Source organism: Streptomyces rhizosphaerihabitans, assembly GCF_025399795.1.
GTDB classification, from domain to species: Bacteria; Actinomycetota; Actinomycetes; order Streptomycetales; family Streptomycetaceae; genus Streptomyces; species Streptomyces rhizosphaerihabitans.
In genome coordinates this window covers 1-386 of the sequence record NZ_JAODTZ010000199.1, presented here as the reverse complement: position 1 = coordinate 386, position 386 = coordinate 1, and the positions used below count along the sequence as shown (strand labels likewise).

Annotated in this window: 1 pseudogene; it reads right to left on the bottom strand. The window is 77.5% G+C overall.

Going from position 1 to position 386, the window contains the following annotated elements:
• A pseudogene (locus N4G66_RS45395) lies at positions 1-386 on the bottom strand (hypothetical protein); the annotation flags it as partial.

Sequence of the window (386 nt, the reverse complement as noted above, 5' to 3'; positions counted from 1 at the left end):
CCGGCCTTGTCCTCGGTCCGTACGGCGATCTTCTGCGCGAACGTGCCGCCGGCCGTCGCCGCGAGCTTCCCTGCGCCCGCGTTCGCCAGGTGGTCCACCGTCTGGGTGGGCGTCGGCGTGGGGGCGGGCGGGCTCGTCGGCGGCGGCGTCGGCGTGGCGGGCGGCGTCGGGGTGGCGGGCGGGGTCGGCTTCGGGGCGGGGCTCGACGGAGAGCCGCCCGGCCTGGGGCTGCTCGGCCCGGTCGGCTGCGGCGGCGTGGGAGTGGGGCTCGCCGTGGCCGGCTCGTCGCTGTGGTGCGAGGGCAGCGTGCCCGTGCCGTTGGGCACCTCGTGCGTGCCCTTGCGGTAGTACTCCAGCCACGACAGGACGGTGTCGAGGTACGCCGT